The sequence below is a fragment of the Nocardia sp. NPDC050697 genome (genome assembly GCF_040654395.1).
In the GTDB taxonomy this organism is placed as follows: Bacteria; Actinomycetota; Actinomycetes; order Mycobacteriales; family Mycobacteriaceae; genus Nocardia.
In genome coordinates this window covers 334,380-350,118 of the sequence record NZ_JBFAHY010000007.1, presented here as the reverse complement: position 1 = coordinate 350,118, position 15,739 = coordinate 334,380, and the positions used below count along the sequence as shown (strand labels likewise).

General features: G+C 71.0%; 17 protein-coding genes. 6 read left to right on the top strand and 11 right to left on the bottom strand.

Going from position 1 to position 15,739, the window contains the following annotated elements; translation table 11 throughout:
• Positions 1 to 6 precede the first annotated feature (6 nt).
• Positions 7 to 585: a TetR family transcriptional regulator gene (locus AB0H71_RS24960; protein ID WP_357025411.1), complete on the bottom strand. Its 579-nt coding sequence runs from the start codon at positions 583 to 585 to the stop codon at positions 7 to 9.
• Between the two features lie 87 nt (positions 586 to 672).
• Here AB0H71_RS24960 and AB0H71_RS24955 point away from each other — a divergent pair, with 87 nt between their 5' ends.
• Positions 673 to 1,335 carry a class I SAM-dependent methyltransferase gene (locus AB0H71_RS24955; protein WP_357025408.1) on the top strand — a complete coding sequence of 221 codons (663 nt, stop codon included), beginning with the start codon at positions 673 to 675 and terminating at the stop codon, positions 1,333 to 1,335.
• Here the strand turns inward: AB0H71_RS24955 and AB0H71_RS24950 are convergent.
• From AB0H71_RS24950 to AB0H71_RS24905, 10 genes are all read right to left on the bottom strand, one after another.
• Positions 1,322 to 2,476, bottom strand: a complete 1,155-nt coding sequence (locus tag AB0H71_RS24950; RefSeq protein WP_357025405.1) for an FAD-dependent monooxygenase — start codon at positions 2,474 to 2,476, stop codon at positions 1,322 to 1,324. The two genes, AB0H71_RS24955 and AB0H71_RS24950, sit on opposite strands and share 14 nt — an antisense overlap.
• A gap of 75 nt (positions 2,477 to 2,551) precedes the next feature.
• On the bottom strand, positions 2,552 to 3,583 hold the full coding sequence (locus tag AB0H71_RS24945; RefSeq protein ID WP_357025402.1) for a prenyltransferase: 1,032 nt from the start codon (positions 3,581 to 3,583) through the stop codon (positions 2,552 to 2,554).
• Positions 3,570 to 4,301: a class I SAM-dependent methyltransferase gene (locus tag AB0H71_RS24940; RefSeq protein WP_357025399.1), complete on the bottom strand. Its 732-nt coding sequence runs from the start codon at positions 4,299 to 4,301 to the stop codon at positions 3,570 to 3,572. The genes AB0H71_RS24945 and AB0H71_RS24940 overlap by 14 nt, the downstream gene beginning before the upstream one ends.
• Positions 4,288 to 5,553: a glycosyltransferase family 4 protein gene (locus AB0H71_RS24935; RefSeq protein WP_357025396.1), complete on the bottom strand. Its 1,266-nt coding sequence runs from the start codon at positions 5,551 to 5,553 to the stop codon at positions 4,288 to 4,290. Before AB0H71_RS24935 ends, AB0H71_RS24940 begins: the two co-directional genes overlap by 14 nt.
• The gene (locus tag AB0H71_RS24930; RefSeq protein WP_357025393.1) at positions 5,553 to 6,419 is read right to left on the bottom strand and encodes an LLM class F420-dependent oxidoreductase; all 867 of its coding nucleotides are present in this window, start codon (positions 6,417 to 6,419) and stop codon (positions 5,553 to 5,555) included. The genes AB0H71_RS24935 and AB0H71_RS24930 overlap by 1 nt, the downstream gene beginning before the upstream one ends.
• An 83-nt stretch (positions 6,420 to 6,502) precedes the next feature.
• Positions 6,503 to 7,963: an FAD-dependent oxidoreductase gene (locus AB0H71_RS24925; protein ID WP_357025391.1), complete on the bottom strand. Its 1,461-nt coding sequence runs from the start codon at positions 7,961 to 7,963 to the stop codon at positions 6,503 to 6,505.
• Positions 7,960 to 8,322, bottom strand: coding sequence for a carboxymuconolactone decarboxylase family protein (locus tag AB0H71_RS24920; RefSeq protein WP_357025388.1), 363 nt, complete (start codon positions 8,320 to 8,322; stop codon positions 7,960 to 7,962). The genes AB0H71_RS24925 and AB0H71_RS24920 overlap by 4 nt, the downstream gene beginning before the upstream one ends.
• The gene (locus AB0H71_RS24915; protein WP_357025385.1) at positions 8,319 to 9,191 is read right to left on the bottom strand and encodes an NAD(P)-dependent oxidoreductase; all 873 of its coding nucleotides are present in this window, start codon (positions 9,189 to 9,191) and stop codon (positions 8,319 to 8,321) included. Before AB0H71_RS24915 ends, AB0H71_RS24920 begins: the two co-directional genes overlap by 4 nt.
• Positions 9,188 to 9,940: an SDR family oxidoreductase gene (locus AB0H71_RS24910; protein ID WP_357025383.1), complete on the bottom strand. Its 753-nt coding sequence runs from the start codon at positions 9,938 to 9,940 to the stop codon at positions 9,188 to 9,190. The genes AB0H71_RS24915 and AB0H71_RS24910 overlap by 4 nt, the downstream gene beginning before the upstream one ends.
• Before the next feature lie 34 nt (positions 9,941 to 9,974).
• Complete coding sequence (locus AB0H71_RS24905) at positions 9,975 to 11,441, bottom strand: aldehyde dehydrogenase (RefSeq protein ID WP_357025379.1); 1,467 nt, start codon at positions 11,439 to 11,441, stop codon at positions 9,975 to 9,977.
• Positions 11,442 to 11,721: 280 nt separating this feature from the next.
• On the opposite strand from AB0H71_RS24905, the gene AB0H71_RS24900 reads away from it, so the two are divergent.
• From AB0H71_RS24900 to AB0H71_RS24880, 5 genes are read left to right on the top strand one after another with little or no spacing between them, the layout of a single operon-like run.
• A complete protein-coding gene (locus AB0H71_RS24900; RefSeq protein ID WP_357025376.1) occupies positions 11,722 to 12,930 on the top strand; it encodes a cytochrome P450 in 1,209 nt (402 codons plus the stop codon).
• Positions 12,930 to 13,724: an SDR family oxidoreductase gene (locus AB0H71_RS24895; protein ID WP_357025374.1), complete on the top strand. Its 795-nt coding sequence runs from the start codon at positions 12,930 to 12,932 to the stop codon at positions 13,722 to 13,724. Before AB0H71_RS24900 ends, AB0H71_RS24895 begins: the two co-directional genes overlap by 1 nt.
• Positions 13,724 to 13,924 (top strand): ferredoxin, encoded by a 201-nt coding sequence (locus AB0H71_RS24890; protein ID WP_357025371.1) that lies wholly within the window; start codon positions 13,724 to 13,726, stop codon positions 13,922 to 13,924. The genes AB0H71_RS24895 and AB0H71_RS24890 overlap by 1 nt, the downstream gene beginning before the upstream one ends.
• Entirely contained in the window at positions 13,921 to 14,472 is a 552-nt protein-coding gene (locus AB0H71_RS24885) for a nuclear transport factor 2 family protein (RefSeq protein ID WP_357025369.1), read from the top strand. Before AB0H71_RS24890 ends, AB0H71_RS24885 begins: the two co-directional genes overlap by 4 nt.
• Before the next feature lie 4 nt (positions 14,473 to 14,476).
• On the top strand, positions 14,477 to 15,724 hold the full coding sequence (locus AB0H71_RS24880) for a hypothetical protein (RefSeq protein WP_357025366.1): 1,248 nt from the start codon (positions 14,477 to 14,479) through the stop codon (positions 15,722 to 15,724).
• Positions 15,725 to 15,739 lie beyond the last annotated feature (15 nt).

Sequence of the window (15,739 nt, the reverse complement as noted above, 5' to 3'; positions counted from 1 at the left end):
TCCTTTTCAGCGCAGGATGAGCTTGGCGGAGCGCTCGATGCGCTCGGCGATCTCGGAATACGATTCGTACCCCATGCCCGCGCGCACCAGGGCACCGGCATAGAGCAGCTCCAGCGATTCCACGATCTCGGCATCCGCGTTCGGGGCAAGCGCGCCGGTGAGCCGGTTGCGGATCTCGACGCCGATGCGCAGCCGCAGGTGCTGCACATCCGGATCGCGCCCGAGTAGCGCGCTGGTGACCGCGCCGGAGAATTCCGGCTCGTCCGCGACCAGCAGCGCGATATTGCGGAGTTCGGCGAGCACCCGCACGACGGGGTCGGCGTCGTCGCTCACCGGCGAGGGCGAGGTGCGCAGGCGGCGCCAGAATATCTCCGCGACCAGGTGCTCCTTGGAGGAGAAATAGGTGTAGGCGGTGGCCGTCCCGACCCCGGCGCCTGCGGCTACCATACGGATGGTCATCCCGGCGAAACCCTCGCGCGCGAGCACCGTCATGGCCGATGTCGTGAGCTTCTCGACCGTTTCGGCTTGCTTCCCGGTGAGGCGCCTGCGGGTCGCTTCGAGGATTTTGGAATCGCCATCGGACATGTGTCTGGATGATACTCTGAACACCGGGTGGGATCAACTCGCCCGAGTGGCGTCACCGCAGGTCAACGAGTGGAGAGACAGGTCACAATGGCACCGGTCAACACCCTGGGAGCACGCACGACCGAGGAGTTGTTCGCTTTCGCGCAGAAGGTTCCCGGCTTTCTTCCGGAACACGAGGGGCGCGCGCTGTTCGAGGCCGCGAAACAATTCGCCGCGGGTGCCGTGATGGTGGAGATCGGAACCTATTGCGGAAAGTCCGCAATTCTGCTTGGTGCCGCCGCACGGGAAATCGACGCGGTGCTCTACACCATCGATCACCACCAGGGTTCGGAAGAGCATCAGCCCGGCTGGGAATATCACGACAGCTCGCTGGTCGACGCCGAGACCGGCCGTTTCGACACATTGCCGACCTTCCGCCGGGCCGTGGTGAAGGCCGGGCTCACCGACCGGGTGCTCGCCATCGTCGGCGATTCACCGACCGTCGCCGCCACCTGGCGCACCCCCATCGCCTTCCTCTTCGTCGACGGCGGGCACTCCAGCGAGGCAGCGCACCGCGACTACGAAGGCTGGGCGCCGTGGGTCGCCGAGGGCGGGGTCATGGCGATCCACGACGTCTTCCCCGACCCCGCCGACGGGGGGCGCCCGCCGTACGAGATCTACTGCCGGGCGCTGGAGAGCGGGGAGTTCCGCGAGGTCGGGCACTCCGGTTCGCTGCGGATTCTGCAGCGGGTCGCGCCTACCGCGCGCTGACCGGGTCGTAGTCGGGCAGCTCGACACCGTTGATGGCGCGATTGATCAGCTCGAAGTCCCACTCCGGCTCCGGTGGGGGCGGGACATCCTTGCTGCTCGCGTGCAGCCGCCCGATCTCCTGGTTGGCCTCGACGAACGGCCGCATCCGCCGCTCGTAGGCGGCGAACCCGGCTTCCGGGTCCCAGTCGGCGGCGGCCAGCTCCCCGGCCAGGAGGTACGCGCCGACCAAGGCCAGCCCGGTGCCCTGCCCGGAGAGCGGTGACGAGCTGAACGCCGCGTCCCCGAGCAGCCCGACGCGCCCGCGCGACCAGCGCTCCATCTTCACCTGGGCAACCTGGTCCAGGTAGAAGTCCGGCGCGTCGTCGAGGTGCGCGAGGATGCGTTCGGTCTCCCAGCCGAGCCCGGTCATGCGCTCGCGCAGCAGCCGCTTCTGCGCCTCGATATCGCGGTGGTCGACCTCCAAGCCGGGCGCCGCGAAGGCGAAGATGGCCATCGCCTGGGTGGCGTCCCGGATGGGGCGCAGCCCGGCCGAGCGGCCCGGCTCCTGGTGGTCGAGGAGGTAGCGGTCCAGCCCGAACTCGTTCGGCACGCTGTAGAAGGCGAGCATGTGCCCGAGGTGCCGGACGAACTGCTCGTGCGGGCCGAAGACCAGGGCGCGCAGCGAGGAGTGCAGCCCGTCCGCCCCGATCACCAGCTCGAAGCGGCGGTTCGTGCCGCTCTCGAAGACCACGTCGACGCCGTCGGCGTCCTGGGTGAGCCGGGTGATCCGGTCGCCGAAGAGGTACTCGACACCGTCGCGGGTGGCGTCGTAGAGCACGCGGGACAGGTCACCGCGCAGGATCTCGATATCCGAGATGTACCCGTCGCCGCCGTCGTCCTCCGCGCGGAAGGTCTCCAGCACGTTGCCGTCCGCGTCCACGGTGTGCGCACCCGCCGTCTCGGTGCTCGCCGCGCGCACGGCGGCGTCCAGCCCCATCCGGCGGATGACCTCCTTCGTCACCCCGCGGGCATCGACCGCCTGCCCGCCGGGCCGCAGCTCGGGGGCGCGCTCGACCACGGTGACCTCCGCACCCCATCGGTGCAGCCAGTGCGCCAGCGCCGGCCCCGCGATGCTCGCTCCCGCGATCAATACCCTGGTCATCCCCGTACCTCCTACGCGCTCCGCGGCTGTCTCGGGTATCGACGGGGAGTGCGCACCGAATTCATCGGTACAGAGCTAGACGGTGGTGACGGGGACCGCGTCGGGGAGCAGGTCGCGGAAGACGCCATTGGCGGGCGTCGCGCGGGAGAGGGCGTCGGCGGCGAGGACGACGGCGGCGCCGGTCCAGGTGGTGCGCTCCTCGGGCCACCGCTTCCCGTCGGCGAAGACCAGCCCGGTCCAGTAGGACCCGTCGTTTTCCCGCAGATGCTGCATGGCGGCGAAGAGCGCCCCGGCGCGCGTGTGCTCCCCGAGGGCATCGAGGGCGAGGACGAGTTCGCAGGTCTCGGCGCCGGTGACCCACGGCCGGTCGGAGACGCAGCGGATGCCGATATTGCCGACCACGAACCGCGACCACGAGGCATCGATGCGCGCGTGCGCGGCCGGGCCGCGGAGGGCACCGCCGAGGATCGGGTAGTACCAGTCCATGGAGTAGCGGTCCTTGGGCGTGCAGGCCGACGGATCGTCGCGCAGCGCCGCACCGAGCCGGTGCCTGGCCGCCGCCCAGGAAGGCTGCGGGTCGCCGAGCCGCTCGGCCAGGGCGAGCCCGCAGCCGAGGCTCTGGTACATGCTGGAGTTGCCGGTGAGCAGGGCCTCGTCGGTGCCGAGGGTCCACGGGATCACCCCGCGCGGCAGTTGCAGCCCGACCACGTAATCGAGCCCGGCGCGCACGCTCGGCCACAGCTCGCGGGCGAACGCCAGATCCCCGCTGCGCAGCAGGTGGTGCCAGACGCCGACCGCCAGGTAGGCGCAGAAGTTCACGTCGATATCGGTGGATTCCACGACACCGGAGCGGAACTGCCGCGGCCAGGACCCATCCGCGTTCTGCGTCGACGCCGACCAGCGGTAAGCGGCCACCGCCTCGTCGTAGAGCCCGGCCACGGACAAGGCCATGGCCGACTCCACGTGGTCCCACGGGTCGGTGTGCCCGCCGGTGAACCACGGGATCGCCCCCGTGGACTCCTGCGCGGTCGCGATCGACTCCGCGGTCTTCAGGCACTGCCGCCTGCTGAACACCCCCGCGACGGAGGGAAGTTCAGAGGGCGGCACGCTGCACCGCCGGCTTGACGAAGTACAGGGCCACGCTCTTGCCGATCAGCGGGTCCAGCAGCCGCTCGGCAGTGCGGGTCACGCGAGGGGCCTGCATCATGTCCCAGACCAGCAGCTTGTGATAGGCGCGGGCCAGCGGGTGCTGCTCGTTGCGCACCCCGACCGCGCACTTGATCCACCAGTACGGCGAGTGCAGCGCGTGCACGTGGGTGTCGCGCACGAACCGCATGCCCAGCTTGGCCACCTTCTCGCGCAGCTCGCTGGCCTTATAGATCCGGACGTGGCCGCCCTCGTTGGCGTGGTACTCGTCCGACAGCGCCCAGCAGATCCGCTCCGGGAGCCAGCGCGGCACGGTCACCACCAGCTGCCCGCCGGGGCGCAGCACGCGGACCAGCTCGGCGATGGCGGCCTCGTCGGCGGGGACGTGCTCCAGGATCTCCGAGGCGATCACCACGTCGAAGGTGTCGTCGCCGTAGGGGAGCGCGAGCGCGTCGCCCTGCACGGTCTTGGCGGAGGCACCGGGGGGCGCCTCGCCGGCGGCGGCCATGGCGCCGAACATGGTCTCGACATTGTCGAGCTCGGGGGCGTCCTGGTCGAAGGCGATCACCTCGGCGCCGCGGCGATAGGCCTCGAAGGAGTGCCTGCCCGCGCCGCAGCCGACGTCGATGACGCGCACGCCCGGCCCGATTCCCACCCGGTCGAAATCAACGGTCAGCACGCGCGCCCTCCTTCTGCTCCGATCCGGCGCGGCGCTCGATGGCGCGCCGGTACACCTCGACGGTCTGGGCCGCCACCGACTCCCAGCTGAATACCGAGACCGCGCGCTCCCGGCAGGCCAGCTGCATCCGGGCCCGGCGGGCCGGGTCGTCGAGCAGCCCGCCGATCACGGTGGCGAGCGCGGCGTCGTCGCCGGGGGTGGTCAGCTCGGCGCAGATACCCGGCTCGCCGACCACCTCGGGCAGCGCGCCCGCCCGGCTCACCACCAGCGGGGTCCCGCTGGCCATGGCCTCGACGGCGGGCAGCGAGAACCCCTCGTACAGCGACGGGATGCAGGCCACCTCGGCGGAGGCGAGCAGCTCGGCCAGCTCCAGATCGGAGACGCCGGAGTGCACGGTGACGATATCGGTGAGGCCGAGCTCGGCGATCAGCTTCTCGGTCGGGCCGTTCGGCTCCAGCTTGGCCACCAGGTGCAGCTCGATCGAGCGCAGCGAACGCATCCGGGCGCAGGCGCGCAGCAGGTGCGCGACGCCCTTGAGCGGCTTGTCCGCGCTCGCCACCGCGACGATCCGGCCCGGCACGCGCGGCGCGGGGCGCGGCGCGAAGAGCTCGGTGTCGACGCCGAGCGGCACCACGTGCAGCTGCGCCGGGTCGACGCCGAAGTCGGTGGCGATATCGGTGGCCGAGGTGGAGGAGACGGTGACCAGCTCCGGAATCCGCCGCGCCACCCGCTGCTGCATGCCGAGGAAGCCGTACCAGCGGTGCACCAGCGGCTTGCGCCACCACTTCGCGGCGGCCAAATCGACCGCGCGGTCCCTGGTGATCGGGTGGTGCACGGTGGCGACCACCGGCAGGTGCTCGGCGATATCGAGCAGCCCGGTGCCGAGGCACTGGTTGTCGTGCACCACGTCGAAGTCGGCGATCCGCTCGCGCAGCAGCCGGGCCGCGCGCAGGCTGAAGGTGCGCGGCTCGGGGAAGCCCGCGGTCCACATGGTGGCGACCTCGAGCACGTCGAGCAGGTCCCTGATCTCCCGCGGGTGCGGGGTGCGGAACGGGTTCTCGTCGCAGTAGAGGTCGAGGCTGGGGACCTCGGTCAGCCGGACCCGCGGGTCGAGCTCCTCCGGGTACGGCTGCCCGGAGAAGACCTCGACCTCGTGGCCCAGCTCGACCAGCCCGGAGCTGAGCAGCCGGACGTAGACGCCCTGCCCACCGCAGTGCGTTTTGCTCCGGTAGGAGAGCAGGGCAACCCGCATCAGCGTCCCGCCTCCACTGCTGCGGGCAGTGCGGCGAGTTTGCCCGCCAGCCGCTCCAGGTAGGCCCTGACCTCGGGCTCCGGTTTGTCCGGGAGCCCGTAGAGCACGTCGGTGACGCCCGCGGCGGCCCAGTCGGTGAGCCGGTCGGCGTCCGGCTTGAAGTCGAGCGCGACCACCCGCGGTTTGCCCTCGCGCCCCGCCTCGTCCCAGATCCGGTGCAGCAGCGCCAGCCGGTCGGTCACGTCGGTCTCGCCGGGGGTGGTGATCCAGCCGTCCGCCGACTTCGCGATCCAGCCGAAGGTCTTCTCGGTGCCCGCCGCCCCGATCAGCACCGGCACCTCGCGGGCCGGCTTGGGGTAGGCCCAGCTGGGGCCGAAGCTGACGTAGTCGCCCTGGTAGGACGCCTCCTCCTCGGTCCACAGCGCCCGCATGGCCTCCAGGTACTCGCGCAGCACGGTGCGGCGCTTGCCGGGCGGGACGCCGTGGTCGCTCAGCTCGTCGGTGTTCCAGCCGAAGCCCGCGCCGAGCACCACCCGGCCACCGGAGAGGTGGTCCAGGGTGGCGATGGTCTTGGCCAGGGTGATGGGGTCGTGCTCGACCGGCAGCGCGACCGCGGTGGCCAGCTCGATCCGCGAGGTCACGGCGGCGGCGGTGCCGAGCGCGACCCAGGGGTCGAGGGTGCGCATGTAGCGGTCGTCCGGCAGCGACGCGTCGCCGGTCTGCGGATGGGCGGCCTCGCGCTTCACCGGGATGTGGGTGTGCTCGGGCACGTAGAAGGAGTGGAAGCCGGTCTCCTCGGCGGCCTTGGCCGCCGCCGCGGGGGTGATCCCGCGGTCGCTGGTGAACAGCACGATGCCGAAACGCATTGCCTGCCTCGTCTTTCGCTCAGGTGATCAGGCGGCTTGATCTTGCACGGTAGTGCGCCGCCGGGAATCCCGCCGCTCGCGGGTCAGTTCTTCGCCGCGGCGAGTCCGGCCCTCCGGCCGTAGAAGCTACCGTCTCCGAGTGATGCGCCGCTGACATAACCGCCGGTACAGATGCCCGACGTGCAGCGTCCGGCGGCGTAGAGACCGGGAATCGGCTCCCCGGAAACGTGCAGCACCCTGGCATCGAGATCGGTGCGCAGCCCGCCGAGGGTGAACCCCGCGGTGAAGTTGCGCATGTCGAAGGCGGCCACCGCGCCGGTGAGCGGGCGCAGCCACTGCGCCTTCTTGCCGAAGAGCGGGTCGGTGCCTTCCGCGGCGTACTTGTTGTAGACCTCGACGGTGCTCTGCAGCGCCTGCTCCGGGAGCCCCATGTCGGCTTCCAGCTCGGCCACCGTCTCCGCGGCCCAGGTGGGCGGCGTCCGGAAGAACGGGGTCGAGGTCTCCGTGGCCAGCGCCTCCTCGTGCGCCCGCTCATCGATCACCAGGTACGCCTGGTTCTCCTGGTGGAACAGCGTCATCTGCCCGATCCGGCCCGGGTAGGTGTCCTCCGGGACGTACCGCTGGCCGCGGCCGTTCACCATGATGCCGCGCGCCATGAGCTGCGGATCGCCGAAGAAGGCGACCTCGGTGGCGTTCAGGTGCGAGGTGGCGGCGCCGAGCGCGGCGGCCAGCTTGATGCCGATGCCGTCGTGCTCCTCGATGGCCGCGCCGGGGCGGCCGATCAGCTGCGGCGCGTAGTCGGAGATCATCTGCTCGGCGTAGGCGAAGCTGCCGGTGGCGAGCACGACGCCGCGCTCGGCGCGCACCGCGATCTCCTTGCCGTACCGCTTGGCCAGCACCCCGACCACCCGCTCGCCGTCCACGATCAGCCGGGCCAGCCGGATGTCGTACTCGACCCGGACACCCAGCGACTCCGCCGTCTCCGCGAGCGGCTTCATCAGCATGTAGCCGCCGCCCTTGGAGCCGGTGCGCTTGTTCGACATCTGGGGCACGTGGCCGCGCGGGGCGGGAGTGGCGATCTCGTTGAACGGTGCGGCGTTCTCGCCGCCGGAGTAGCCGAGCCCCTCGTCGTGCGGCGGCTCCCAGCCCGGCTCGCCCCAGAATGCCTCCTTGAACGGGACGCCATTGCCGACCAGCCAGTTGTAGTGCTCGACGCTGCCCCGGCTGTAGTCCGCGATCTTGGCCTTGTCCGCGCCCGGCCCGACCGCCGCGAGCAGGAATTTCTCCATGTTCTCCGGCGTGTCCTCGAAGCCGAGCGCCTGCTGCAGCGGGGTGCCGCCGCCCAGGTAGACCCAGCCGCCCGCGAGCGAGGCGGCGCCGCCCCAGCCGCTGGTGCGCTCCAGGATCAGCACGTTCGCGCCGGCCCGCGCGGCCTCGATGGCGGCGCAGACCCCGGCGATGCCGTACCCGGCGATCACCACGTCCGCGGTCTCGTCCCAGTCGGTGATGGTGTCGGCCTGCACCGGCCGCAGCTCGTTGCTCACTTCTTCTTCTCCTGCTGGGCGATGACCTTGCCGACCACGGAATCCAGCTTGGTGCCGAGCGGCCAGCCTGCGTAGTGGCAGAGGAACAGCGCGGCGTCGCGCAGCTGCTCCGGGGTGAACTCCCCGTTCCCCAGCGCGGCGCCGATCTGGATCTCCGCCACGTCGAAGAGGTTCTGCGCGGTGAGCAGCCCGATCAGCAGCAGCCGCCGGTCCCGGATGCTCAGCGCCTCGCGCGACCAGATGTCGGCGAAGAGGTGGTCGGCGGTGGCGGCGAAATGGTCGCCCGGCCCGTCCTGGAACTCCCAGCCGTAGACCTCACCCATCTTGGCGAGGCCGCGCTGCCTGCGGTCGTCGGTCACTGTTTCTCCTCCGCCAGTGGGCCGCGGCCGACGCCGAGCCCGATTCCGAAGTCTCGCAGTGCCTGCTGCGCCAGCGGCAGCGAGACGCCGAGCCGCTCGCCGAGGTCGAGCGCCAGGCTCAGATCCTTCTCGCCGAGCCCGCGCACGTGCGTGAGGATCGGCAGCCAGAAGTCGCCGTCCGGGATGGGGGCGGTGGTGTCGCGCAGCATGATCGAGCCGGCGCCGCCGGTGACGGCGTCGGAGTGCCGCACCACCTTGCCGAGCGCGGTGATGTCCAGCCCGGCCGCCTCGGCCAGCCGCTGCCCCTCGGTGGCGGCGGTGAAGGCGACGAAGTGCAGCAGGTTGCGGGCCAGCTTCATCCTGGTGCCCGCGCCCACCGGCCCGGCGTGCACCACCAGGTCGGAGAAGAGCCCGAAGGGCTCCTTGACCGCGGCGAAGGCGGCATCGCTGCCACCCACCATGACCGCGAGCCGCCCGTCCTTGGCCCCGCCCGCGCCGCCGCTCACCGGGGCGTCGACCAGGTCGACCCCCCGCGTGGCGCACTGCTCGGCCAGCTCCTCGGCGGTGCGGTCGGCGATCGTAGAGTGCACCGCGATCACGGTGCCGGGGGCGGCGGTGCTCAGCACCCCGGTCGCGCCCGCGACCACCTCGCGCACCTGCGCGTCGTCCAGCACGGTGATCGAGACGACCCGCGCGCCCTCGGCGGCCTCGGCCGGGGTGCTCGCCGCTTTCGCGCCCTCGGCGGTGAAGGGCTCCAGCGCCTCCGCGCGCACGTCGCACACGGTGAGCCCGCCGGGCCAGGCGAGCAACCGCTTCGCCATGGGCGCGCCCATATTGCCGAGCCCGATGAAGGCGACCCGCTCGCTCATGACCGGAAGATCTGTCCGCCGTCGACATTGACGATCTGGCCGGTCACCCAGTTCGCGTCGTCGGAGAGCAGGAACAGGCAGGCGCCGACGAGGTCCTCCGGGGTGCCCATCCGCTTGAGCGGGAGCCGGTTCACCATGTCCTTGACCATGTTGCCCGGGGTGACGTTCTTGGTGGCCTCGGTGTCGATCGGGCCGGGCGCGATGGCGTTGATCCTGATGTTGGAGCCGCCCAGCTCGGTGGCGAGCTGCTGGGTCAGGCCGTTCACCCCGACCTTGGCCAGGCCGTAGAAGCCGGAGTAGAGCCAGGCCGCGGTGGAGGACTGGTTGACGATCGAGCCGCCGCCCGCCTTGGCCATGTGCTCCCAGACCGCGCGGGTGACGTTCAGCGCGCCGTCCATGTTCACGCTCATGAACTTCTTGTAGTAGTCCCACGGCACGGTGAGCAGTAAGTCCAGCTTCATGTCGCCGTAGATGGCGGCATTGTTCACCAGGTGGTTGATGGCGCCGAAGCGCTCCAGCGTGAACTCGGCGAGCGCGGCGGCGGAGTCCGGGTCGGCGACGTCGACCGCGCCGAAGACGGCGGTGCCGCCGTCGGCCACGATCTTCTCCGCGACGGCCTTGCCCGCCTCTTCATTGCGGTCGGCGACGACCACCTTGGCGCCCTCGGCGGCCAGCGCCTGGGCGTAGGCGGCGCCGATGCCCTGGGCGGCGCCGGTGACGATGGCGGATCGTCCTGCGAAACGGGACACGTTCTGCTCCAATCGATTTCGGTATTAGGGGGGCTCAGAGCCCGGTCGCGACGAGCTTGGCTTCCAGGTACTCCTCGAACCCGAGCACGCCCATCTCGCGGCCGATGCCGGACTGCTTGTAGCCGCCGAACGGCACGTCGCCCGAGTACCAGACGCCGCCGTTCACCGAGAGCGTGCCGCTGCGCACGGCGTCGGTGACCCGGCGAATGCGCTCGGGGTCGGAGCCCCAGATCTGCCCGGAGAGGCCGTAGGGGGAGTCGTTGGCGATGGCTACGGCGTCGTCGTCGCCGTCGTGCGGGATGACGACGAGCACCGGGCCGAAGATCTCCTCGCGGGCCACGGTGTGGCTGTTGTCCACCTCCGAGATCAGCGTCGGCTCCAGGAAGAAGCCGCGCTCCTGGTACTCGGGGCGCTTGCCGCCGACCACGATCCGGCCGCCCTCGGCCTGCGCGATCTCCAGGTAGCGCTCCACCCGGGCGCGCTGCCGCTCGGAGATGAGCGGGCCGCAGACGGTGCGCGAGTCGGTCGGATCGCCCGCCCTGATCCCGCCGAGCGTGGCTGCGGCGATCTCGACGGCCTCGGCGTACCTGGCCCGCGGCACCACCAGCCTGGTGTAGAGCGCGCAGCCCTGACCGGCGTGGATGGCGACCGCGAAGGCGGTCATGCCGACCGCGCCGCCGAGGTCGGCGTCGTCGAGGACGATGCTGGCGGACTTGCCGCCGAGCTCGAGGAAGGTCTTCTTGAGCGTGCCCGCGGCGGCGGCCATGACCGACTTGCCGGTGGCGGTGGAGCCGGTGAAGGTCACCATGTCGACCCGCGGGTCGGTGGTCAGCTGGGCGCCGAGGCCGTGGTCGGAGGAGGTCACGATATTGACCACGCCCGGCGGGATATCGGTCTGCTCGGCGATGATCCGGCCAACCTCGGCGGCGCACCACGGGGTGTCCGGTGCGGGCTTGAGCACCACCGTGTTGCCCGCGGCGAGCGCGGGGCCGAGCTTGGCGAAGTTGATCTGGTGCGGGAAGTTCCACGGCGTGATCGCGCCGACCACGCCGATCGCCTCGCGGCGCACGGTGCGGTGGCTGCGCATCCCCATGGGGGCGGCCTCGCCGTGGTCGGTCTCCCAGGTGTAGTTCGCGGCCAGCTCGGCCGCGAAGGTCAGGTCGTCGATCGGCGCCTCGAGCTGCGGGCCGGAGGTCAGCATGACCGGCGCCCCCACCTCCGCGACGGTGACCGCGCGCAACCGCTCGACCTCGGCCTTCAGCGCGTCGCGCAGCTGCTCGACGCAGCGGGCGCGGAAGGCGTGGTCGCGGGACCAGGTGGTGTTGTCGAAGGCGGTGCGCGCGGCGCCGATGGCCGCGTCCAGGTCGGCGCCGTCGGCGTCGGCGGCGGCGCCGAGCACCTCCTCGGTCGCCGGGTTGACGGTGTCGAACTCGCCACCGCCGCCGCTGACGAGCTTTCCGTCGATCAACAACCGTGAGCTGTCCGTTGGCAGCAGGCTCATCGCGATCTCTCCCAAGTGTCTGGACAAGTGTTCGGAATATATTCCGATCAGCCGCGATGGCGCAAGAACACGTTCTCGTTCCCCTGGTCGCGGCGATAACGCCGCGGCGCCGCCCCGAGTGTCGCATCCTCGGAGGTGTGCAGGTGCGTCCGCGCAGTCTCCATTGTCCTCCACAGGTGTCGGTGGTACCGTCCAGACACATGTCCAGCTGTCTGTCTGCCCGGCACGCGGTATCGCCGCGCGGCGCAGAGAACTCGTTATCGAAATCGGGGTGCTCGCGATGACCGGTTCCACCGCCCTCGACCCCTTGGCGTTCGATCCGTACGACTACGGCTTCCACGAGGACCCGTACCCGATCTACCGGCGGCTGCGCGACGAGGCGCCGCTCTACCACAACCCGGAGATCGGGTTCTGGGCGCTGAGCCGGTACGCCGACGTCACCGCCGGCTTCCGGGACAGCGCCAAGCTCTCCAGCGCCAACGGCGTCTCGCTCGACCCTGCCGCCTGGGGCCCGCACGCGCACCGCACCATGTCCTTCCTGGCCATGGACGACCCGCGGCACATGCGCATGCGCAGGCTGGTCTACAAGGGCTTCACCCCCAAGCGGGTGGCCGAGATGGAGGACCGGATCCGGGAGCTCACCCTGGAGTACCTGGAGCCCGCGCTGGCGAGCGGCCGCTTCGACTGGATCGACGAGGTCGCCGGCAAGCTGCCGATGGACGTGATCAGCGAGCTGATGGGCGTCCCGGCGAGCGACCGGGCGGAGATCCGCAAACAGGCCGACCTGGTGGTGCACCGCGCGGACGGCGTCCTCGACGTGCCGCCGGAGGCCATCGACGCCTCGCTCGGCCTGGTCGGCTACTACGCCGACATGGTCGCCGAGCGCAGGAAGAACCCCACCGACGACCTGACCTCGGCGCTGCTGGACGCCGAGATCGACGGCGACGTGCTCACCGACGACGAGATCATCGGCTTCATGTTCCTCATGGTGGTCGCGGGCAACGAGACCACCACCAAGCTGCTCGGCAACGCGCTCTACTGGGGCGGCCACCACCCGGGCGAGTACGCGAAGGTCGCCGGCGACCCGGAGCACGTCACCGACTGGGTCGAGGAGACGCTGCGCTACGACACATCCAGCCAGATCGTGGCCCGCACCGCCACCGCGGATCTCGAGTACCACGGCGGCACCATTCCCGAGGGCTCCAAGGTGCTGCTGCTGATCGGCTCGGCGAACCGGGACTCCGCGGCGTTCGACGACGCCGACAGCTACCGGATCGACCGCACCGACTCCACCGCGCTCGCCAGCTTCGGCGCGGGCGTGCACTTCTGCCTCGGCGCGCACCTGGCGCGGCTGGAGGCCAATGTCGCGCTGCGCGAGTTCGCCGAGCGGGTGCGCGAATACCACGTCCACGCGGAGGGGATCGAGCGCGTGCACTCGACCAACGTCCGCGGTTTCGCCAAGCTTCCGATCTCGGTGGAGGTGCGCTGATGCCCCGTTTCGAACCCCATCCCGAGCGCAGGCCGGTACTGGTCGCTGGCGCCTCCTCCGGTATCGGCGCCGCCACCGCGGTGCGGCTGGCCGGGCTCGGGCACCCGGTGGCGCTCGGCGCCCGCCGGGTGGCGCAATGCCAGGAACTGGCCGAGAAGATCACGGCCGATGGCGGCACCGCCACCGCGATCCGGCTCGACGTCACCGAGCAGGACTCGGTGGACGAGTTCGTCGCCGCCGCGGAGCGCGCGCACGGCCCGGCCGAGATCCTGGTCTCCGGCGCGGGCGATATCGAGTTCGGCCGGATCCAGGACATGGCCCCCGACCGGTTCCTGGCCCAGGTGCAGGTGCACCTGGTCGGCGCGCACCGGCTGGTGCACCGGGTGCTGCCCGGCATGCTGGAGCGGCAGCGCGGCGACCTGGTGCTCATCTCCTCGGACTGCGCCGACATCCCGCGCCCGCACAACGGCGCCTACAACGCCGCCAAGACCGGGCTGGAGGCCTTCGGGCACCAGCTGCGCATGGAGCTGGAGGGCACCGGCATCCGGACCTCGCTGGTGCGCCCGGGCCCGACCGTCACCGGCATGGGGATGAACGCCTCGCCCGAGACCGTCGGCCCGCTGCTGGAGAGCTGGATGTCCTGGGGCTTCGCCAGGCACCCGTACATGCTCAAGCCGGAGCACCTGGCCGACGCCGTCGCCACCGTGGTCTCGGTGCCGCGCGGCGCGCACATGGTGCTGGTCGAGGTGCAGCCGGAAGCACCGCTGAAGCCCCGCGACGAGGGCGGCGCGTAATGCGCGTCGAGGTCGATCTGGAGCTGTGCCAGGGCCACGCCGTCTGCGCGGCGGAGGCGCCCGATGTGTTCACCGTGCCCAAGCGGGGCCAGGTCGAGATCCTCGACGCCGAGCCCGGCCCCGAACACCGCGAAGACGTGCGCAATGCCGTCCGCTACTGCCCAACCCAGGCCCTTGTTGTGAAAGGCGAAGAGCTATGACCGGATTCGATCGCGCCGAGCTGGACGAGATGATCGCCCGCTGGATCGCGGAGAACGAGCGCGCGGAGGAGAAGGGCGACTGGCGCCCGCTGGCCGAGCTCTACACCGTCGACGCCACCTACGGCTGGAACTACGGCCCCAAGCAGGAGTTCATGGCGGTCGGCCGGGACGAGATCCGGGAGCTGGCGCTCGGCCAGGAGATGGAGGGGCTGGAGGGGTGGACCTACCCCTACCAGGACTTCGTGGTGGACGAGCGCTCCGGCAACGTGATCGGGCTGTGGAAGCAGGTGGCCGACGCCACCCGCGAGGACGGCAGCAAGTACACGGTGGACGGGATCGGCGGCAGCTGGTTCAAGTACGGCGGCGACTTCCAGTGGTCCTGGCAGCGCGACTTCTTCGACTTCGGCAATGTCTCCGCGCTGTTCCTCGACATGATCACCGCGAACGCGCTCTCGCCGGGGATGCTCAAGCGGATCGAGCGCTCGACCGCCAAGGAGCCGCTGCCCGGCTGGTACAAAATCGGCCAGTCGCCGGTTCCGATCTGGTAGTCCGATGACCCAGCCCGTCAGCGGATTCCAGGATTTCAGCCGCGAGCAGCTCGCGGCGATCGTGCCCGAGCTGCTGCTCTGCGGCCAGCTCATCGACCGCTCCGGCATGGCGCACGTGATCGGCGCCTTCGGCCGCGAGGGGATGGCCGAGGTGGCGATCGAGGAGTGGCAGCTCGCCAGCCCGATCTACACCCGGCGCATGCAGCGCGCGCTGAAGTACACCGGCGACGACGTGGTCACCATCTTCAAGGGGCTGCAGCTGGATATCGGCGCGCCGCCGCAGTTCATGGACTTCCGGTTCGAGGTCACCGACCGCGACCACGGCGAGTTCTGGCTGGACCACTGCGGCGCGCTCATCGATGTCGAGCCGATGGGGGACAAGTACGTCGTCTCCATGTGCCACGACATCGAGGACCCCACCTTCGACGCCACCGCGCTGGCCACCAACCCGCACGCCCAGGTGCGCCCGATCCACCGCCCGCCGCGCAAACCCGCGGACCGGAAACCCATGTGCGCCTGGACCGTGATCATCGACCCGGCGCACGAGCCACCCCCGGTGCCGCGCAACGCCGCGCTGGTGGCGAACACCGTGGCCGCCGGGCTGGAGCTGGCCCCGATCGACCCGGCCGACGAGGGCGCGGCGGACTACTCCGGCCCGCTGCTCAGCGACGTCCGGTTCCCGGACTTCTCCCGCTCCGCGCTGATCCGGATCGCCGACGAGGTCTGCCTGCAGCAGCACCTGCTGACGCTCGGCTTCCTGGTGGCGATCAACGAGCGCACCGATCTCGCCGCCGCCGCGGAGATCGCCCGCAAGACCCTTGCCGGGATCGCCGGCGTCGCCTCCGAGCGGCTGCGGCACGCGCTCGGCGCGGGCCACGACTACGCCGGGCTGGCCACCGTGCTGCGCGCGCACCCGGTGCTCAACCCGGCGGTCTACACCGGGATCGAGCTCCGGCCGCGCGAACACGGGCTCGCGCTCTGGTTCCCGGCCGAGTCCGGCGCGCAGGCCGATGGCGCCTGGCCCGCCATGCTCGACCCCGAGCACCTCGGCCCGCTGAACGCGCTGGTGCGCGGGGTGAACCCGCGGTTCACCTGCCGCGCCGAGAGCGGCCCCGACGGCTGGAGCGTCGAAGTCGAGCTGACGGATCAGCCGCACAAGGAGGCACCGGAGGTAGCGGTCACCCGGTTCAGCACCGGCGCCGACTGGACCTTCACCGACCGGGGGATTCCCCTTCCGCTCACCGTGGTGTGAGCGCCGGACCCAGTA

Coding starts and splice junctions, on each gene's coding strand:
- AB0H71_RS24880 (WP_357025366.1), top strand. CDS start 14,477: ATGACCCAGCCCGTCAGCGGATTCCAGGATTTCAGCCGCGAGCAGCTC.
- AB0H71_RS24900 (WP_357025376.1), top strand. CDS start 11,722: ATGACCGGTTCCACCGCCCTCGACCCCTTGGCGTTCGATCCGTACGAC.
- AB0H71_RS24935 (WP_357025396.1), bottom strand. CDS start 5,553: ATGCGGGTTGCCCTGCTCTCCTACCGGAGCAAAACGCACTGCGGTGGG.
- AB0H71_RS24930 (WP_357025393.1), bottom strand. CDS start 6,419: ATGCGTTTCGGCATCGTGCTGTTCACCAGCGACCGCGGGATCACCCCC.
- AB0H71_RS24895 (WP_357025374.1), top strand. CDS start 12,930: ATGCCCCGTTTCGAACCCCATCCCGAGCGCAGGCCGGTACTGGTCGCT.
- AB0H71_RS24960 (WP_357025411.1), bottom strand. CDS start 585: ATGTCCGATGGCGATTCCAAAATCCTCGAAGCGACCCGCAGGCGCCTC.
- AB0H71_RS24885 (WP_357025369.1), top strand. CDS start 13,921: ATGACCGGATTCGATCGCGCCGAGCTGGACGAGATGATCGCCCGCTGG.
- AB0H71_RS24905 (WP_357025379.1), bottom strand. CDS start 11,441: ATGAGCCTGCTGCCAACGGACAGCTCACGGTTGTTGATCGACGGAAAG.
- AB0H71_RS24950 (WP_357025405.1), bottom strand. CDS start 2,476: ATGACCAGGGTATTGATCGCGGGAGCGAGCATCGCGGGGCCGGCGCTG.
- AB0H71_RS24890 (WP_357025371.1), top strand. CDS start 13,724: ATGCGCGTCGAGGTCGATCTGGAGCTGTGCCAGGGCCACGCCGTCTGC.
- AB0H71_RS24955 (WP_357025408.1), top strand. CDS start 673: ATGGCACCGGTCAACACCCTGGGAGCACGCACGACCGAGGAGTTGTTC.
- AB0H71_RS24915 (WP_357025385.1), bottom strand. CDS start 9,191: ATGAGCGAGCGGGTCGCCTTCATCGGGCTCGGCAATATGGGCGCGCCC.